At 72.0% G+C, this 5,013-nt stretch carries 5 protein-coding genes; 4 read left to right on the forward strand and 1 reads right to left on the reverse strand.

The features are described from left to right. Positions 1–1,244, reverse strand: a 1,244-nt coding sequence (locus tag MJ783_RS19260; RefSeq protein WP_239312306.1) for a hypothetical protein, incomplete at its 3' end; no start/stop codon positions are given. 493 nt (positions 1,245–1,737) lie between these two features. On the opposite strand from MJ783_RS19260, the gene MJ783_RS19265 reads away from it, so the two are divergent. The 4 genes from MJ783_RS19265 (at position 1,738) to MJ783_RS19280 (ending at position 4,957) form a co-directional block, all read left to right on the forward strand. Further along, entirely contained in the window at positions 1,738–2,355 is a 618-nt protein-coding gene (locus MJ783_RS19265; protein ID WP_239312308.1) for a hypothetical protein, read from the forward strand. Next, positions 2,349–3,347, forward strand: coding sequence for an ATP/GTP-binding protein (locus tag MJ783_RS19270; RefSeq protein WP_239312310.1), 999 nt, complete (start codon positions 2,349–2,351; stop codon positions 3,345–3,347). The genes MJ783_RS19265 and MJ783_RS19270 overlap by 7 nt, the downstream gene beginning before the upstream one ends. Before the next feature lie 79 nt (positions 3,348–3,426). Continuing rightward, positions 3,427–4,116 (forward strand): SAF domain-containing protein, encoded by a 690-nt coding sequence (locus MJ783_RS19275; RefSeq protein ID WP_239312311.1) that lies wholly within the window; start codon positions 3,427–3,429, stop codon positions 4,114–4,116. A gap of 7 nt (positions 4,117–4,123) precedes the next feature. Further along, on the forward strand, positions 4,124–4,957 hold the full coding sequence (locus tag MJ783_RS19280) for a hypothetical protein (RefSeq protein WP_239312313.1): 834 nt from the start codon (positions 4,124–4,126) through the stop codon (positions 4,955–4,957). Positions 4,958–5,013 lie beyond the last annotated feature (56 nt).

Below are 5,013 nucleotides of genomic sequence, written 5' to 3' on the forward strand. Positions count from 1 at the left end.
TGCGTAGTTCTGGACGAGGGCGGTGTCGCCGGTGCCGACGTGGGAGGTCGCGGCGTTCGCCGCGATCCGCGCGAGGCTGTGGTGCCGAAGGAGATGCACGGCGACATGCCCTCGGGCAGCTCGGCGCCCTCTGCGAGGTCGAACGCGCGGCCGACGGCTTCGCGCACGCCGGCGCGGTCGCCGAGCTGGCCCAGGGCGCGGGCTTCGCCGTTGACCGCCAGCCGGATCGCCTGCGGCCCGCCCGCGGCGTAGGTCTGTCCCTCGCGCGCCCGCTCCAACGCCAGCCGGTAGTCGCCGGCGTAGTAGGCGCACAGGCTTTCGGTGCCCCGCACCCAGGCCGCCAGGTCGGCGTCCTCGACGGCGAGCGCAAGGGTGAACGCCTCCACGCAGTAGGCACGCGCGAGCGGAAAGTCCCCGAGGTTCACCGCCATATAGCCGGCAAGCCCCGACAGCCGTCCAGCGGAGCGGAGCAGCTGGATGCGGTCCCGGGGGAGCTGCCAGCCCTCGACGAGGGCTTGTACGCCCTTCCGCTGTCGCACGACAAGAGGCATCAACGCGGCCGGGCCACGCGCCTCATAGGAGACGACACAGTCCTCGACGAAACCGTCAAGATAATCAAGGAAAGGGGTCTGCACGGAGGGTCCCGCGAAATACCGCAGTCGAACGCCGACGTCGAGCAGTTCCGCCTGCCGGTCATACCCACCGCCACGGGATGCGGTCACGTCCATGGCTGGCGAGACCATCGCCGGAGCGGACGGGCTGATGCCTTCTCCGGCCCTCTCGACCTGCGACGCGTCCCTGGGCTTCGGCAATTCTTCCGGCCTGACCCGCACCGTTCTCGGCATCTTGCTGATAAGGAGAGCGTCGGCGGGGGTGAGGTGTTCACGGTCGTCGAGATCGATCAGATTGTGGATGCCCGTGCCATAGACCTCGGCGAGCAGCGCGAGGATCTGAGGGGTAGGCCGGCGGCGGTTGTTCGGCAGCGGCCAGTTCTCCAGCTCCGACAACCGTGGGCCGGTCATAGTGGCGGCGCCGTGGGGGTCCAGGCCGGTGCGGGCTGCGTGGGCGTTGATGTGGTTCGCGGCCTGCGTCTGGGTCCAACCGTGCGCGACGCGGTAGGCGGCGCGCGGACGCAGCTGGTAGCGACGGGCAAACTCGACGGCGATCTCGTCGTGGGACATCCCCGCCGTGCGCATCCGCGCCCGTAGCTCCGCCTGCTCCACCCGCAGGCTGGGCCTGGTCATCACGAGATCTGTGGCTCCTTCCTCGGCGCGCACCAAATCCTGGTGGCGGACGGCGAGTCGGAATGCGCCAACAGTAGCCCTCGACGCCGATCGCCCCAAGCGGTCCGGCAGGGCCCGCCGCGCCGGACCGGTGAGCTGTCCCTCCGGCTCGACCGGCCCAGTGCCCTGCATGGTGCGTGCCGCTCCCGATCCGTGCCCGCCATCGGCCAGAACACAGCGGTCACTGATCCACAACACTGGGCGGCTCGCGCGCCAGACGCATGGCTCCGCCAGTCCGGACGGGCTATCCCAGAGATTCACTGAAATAGCCTATATAGACCATTGTTACTAGTACTTTTGAGTCATTTGGCGCTGGGACGCCGAACGGACCGCAAAGTTAGAACGCCACAAATCGCTGCCACCGGAGTAGTCCTAGAACGGTGAGGGTCATCTGAGATCTACCCGGCCGGGCGGGTGACCGCCCGCGTGGGAACGGCCTGCGAGGTGGAGCACGGTGGAGGTCGGGACTCGTCGGTCTGAACGGCGCCGCGGTACACGGTCGCGGGCCGCGAGCGCGGGTGTCCTGATCGCTGTTGTGCTGGCTCTCGCCGCCTGCGGTGCGGGGGGTGGTTCGCAGCCCGCCCCGACACCCAGCGGCGCAAGCGCCTCTGGGTCCGCCCATCCACCCGTGTCCGCGACCCCCACGCCGACCTCGCCAGCGGATATCGCCCGGCGGGACGCGGTAGCGGCGTACCTCGGAATGTGGCAGACGTACGCGCAGGCGAGTCATACCTCTGATTGGCAGGCGCCGTATCTGTCGCAGTACGCCTCGGGTGAGGCTTTGCAGTTCCTGAGCCGTGATCTGTACGCCGACCACTACAACGGCCTGGTCTCCAAGGGCAATCCGGTGAACAGCCCCCGGGTGACGTCGGTGAGTCCGGAAGACACGCCCACATCGGTGATGATTGATGATTGTCTCGATGACCGGCACTGGTTGCGGTACAGGACTGACGGTTCGCTGCTGGACAACACGCCGGGCGCATTGCACAAGGTTTTCGCCGAGGTGCGGCTGCACACGGACGGCAAGTGGCGCGTCACCCGCTTTGGGATCGGCGATCCGGGATCATGCTGATACGGCGAGGCGCATTCCTATTCGTGCTCGCGGTGGTGGCACTCGGGGCGTTCGCCCCGCCGGCTTTCGCCGACGGCAAGGTCGGCTCCGCGCTGTGCAGCCAGAATCCGTATCCGGGGTGCGAGCTTTTCGCCGGCGACGACGGCGCTGCCCCGGCGCCGGATCACAGCCCCGCGCCGTCGGGCGGGAGACCGGCAGCCTCGCCCGCACCGGGTGACAGGGCGTTGGACGAACCGTCGCTGCCGACGGCGGATTGCGCGTATGTGCGCAGCGACTTTCAGCCGCCCGCCCCCGGTCTGCGGCCGGTCGCCTATCGGCCGCCCGCGGTGGATGGGCTGGTGGTGAGGCCGGCGGTGTTGCACCCGTCGGAGCTGTCGGTGCGGCCGGTGGCGTCGCAGCCGGGGCAGGGAGCGGGCGCCTGGTACGTCTACCGGTGCACCTCGGGCGGTGAACGGGACGCTCTTTATCGGGCGCCGGTGTGGATTCCGGACGCGGCGGCGGCGCCCGCGCCGGACCCGAAGGCGTTGGCGGAGCAGGCCCGTAACCAGCTGCGGCTGCCCGGCCCGCGGATCGTGATGAACCCGTCGGCGGATCAGCTGGTGGGGTTGCCGACGTGGCTGTGGCTGGATGCGGCCGGATGGAATCAGGTGGCGGCGACGGCGGCGGCGGGCGGGGTGTCGGTGACCGCGGTCGCGAAGCCCGTGCAGGTGACCTGGTCGTTCGGGGACGGCGGGACCGTGACGTGCACCGGTCCGGGCACGCCGTTAACGCCCGGTGGTGATCCGACGAGCGCGTCGCCGGACTGCGGCTACACCTACCGCCACCGCTCGCTGGACACGCCGGGCGGGACGTTCACGGTGACAGCGACGGTGCGCTGGGACGTGGCCTGGGCCGGTGCCGGCCAGGCAGGGGCGTTCCCGGGGCTGACGACCGTGTCCACCACGGCGGCCAGGGTGATCGACGTTCCCGCGCTCACGACAGGCGGTGGCTGATGACGACCAGGACCGATACGGCCCGACGAGCCGCGACGGCATGCCCACACCGTGGGGCGCGCGGCGAGGAGGCGTCGTGGTGACCGCCCCGTCGTCGGCGCCGCGTACCGCCGGCGCGGAGCGCGGCGCCCGGCGCGCTGGTGGCATACCGGCCGCGCGGTTGACCGGTGGTCCGCGGCGCCGCCGCCGGCTGCCGTATCTGCTCCTCGGGGTGGTCCTCGTCGTCGGCTGCGCCACCGCCGGCCTGCTCGCGGGCGCCCGGGTGGGGTCACGGACGGCGGTGTTGGTGCTGGCCCGTCCGGTGACGGTGGGACACGTCCTGTCGGCGGCGGACGTGCGGGAGGCGCGGATCTCCGCCGACGGCCTCGACACGATCCCCGCGGGATCGAAGGACACCGTGCTGGGCAAGCCCGTCGCCTACAGCCTTCCGGCCGGCACGGTGCTCAGCCGCGCGGCCGTGGGCGCCGCGCAGGTCCCGCCACCGGGGGAGGCGATTGCCGCGGTGGCGTTGAAGGCCGGCCAGTTCCCCACCGGCCTGTCGGCCGGCTCACGGGTGGCCGTGATCGTGGCTCCCGCGAGCAGCGCGGTGTTGACCGCGTCCGCGGGTGCCGCCCGTTCGTGGCCGGCGACGGTCGTCGCCGTCGCGGCCCAGGACACCGGCCAGACGACGGTGGTGTCGGTGCAGCTCACTGAGGCCGACGCCCGCGCGCTCGCGGCAAGCCCGGCCGGGCAGATCGGGATCGTCACCGTCCACGGCACGGGACAGTGACCGGCCTATGATCATCGCGGTTGGGTCGTTGAAAGGCAGCCCAGGGGCGACGACGCTGACGCTGGCGTTAGCAGATCGCTGGCCGGTCGGCGGCGGGGAGCCGCTGGTCGTGGAGGCCGACCCCGCCGGCGGTGACCTGGGCGCTCGGTTCGGGCTGCTGACGGCCAGCCGTGGGCTGGTCACGCTCGCCGCGGCGGGCCGCCGCGGCGGTGCGGCCCGCCCGGTCGAGGATCACATCCACGAGCTGCCCGGCGGTCTCCAGGTGATCGCCGCCCCGGCCGGCGCTGAGCAGGCCAGCCAGGTGCTCGGGGAACTCGATGGTGGCGGATGGTCGCTGCTGTGGTCCGCGGCACGCGGGCAGGGCCGGCCGTTGCTGGTGGACTGTGGCCGCTTGGACGCGCGTTCGTCGGGGCGGCCGGTGCTGGACGCGGCGGATGTGCTGCTGCTGGTCGTGCGGGCCCGTGACGACGAGCTGTCGCACTTGGCGGCCCGGATTCCGGTGGTCCAGAGCTGGGAACTGCCGGCCTGGTATGTGGTGGTCGTCGCGCAGCCGGACCGGTCGGCGGACTACCGGGTCGGTGACATCTCTCGGGTGCTGGGTTCTCGGGTGCTGGGCCCGGTGCCGTATGACGCCGCCGCGGCCGGCGTGCTCGCCGGCCGGCGCCATACCCGTGTCGGCATCGGCCGCACGAAGCTGGGACGGACCGCGGCCAGTCTCGCGGACTACCTCGCGGCCAGCGTCTCCACCGACGTGCCCGCCGAGCCGTGGACACCCGCCCTGCCCACGGGTGCGGCGGCTTCGGCCGGACGGGTCGCGTTGCCGCGGACGAGGGCGCGATGACCCGGCCGCCGTGGCACGATCCCGCCCGCGCGCCGACCGCCGGCAACGGCGCGGGC

The organism is Protofrankia sp. Cj3 (genome assembly GCF_917627355.1).
Taxonomy (GTDB): Bacteria; Actinomycetota; Actinomycetes; order Frankiales; family Frankiaceae; genus Protofrankia.

Excerpts from the sequence above, each read along its gene's own strand:
- MJ783_RS19270 (WP_239312310.1), top strand. The coding sequence starts at position 2,349 with ATGCTGATACGGCGAGGCGCATTCCTATTCGTGCTCGCGGTGGTGGCA.
- MJ783_RS19280 (WP_239312313.1), top strand. The coding sequence starts at position 4,124 with ATGATCATCGCGGTTGGGTCGTTGAAAGGCAGCCCAGGGGCGACGACG.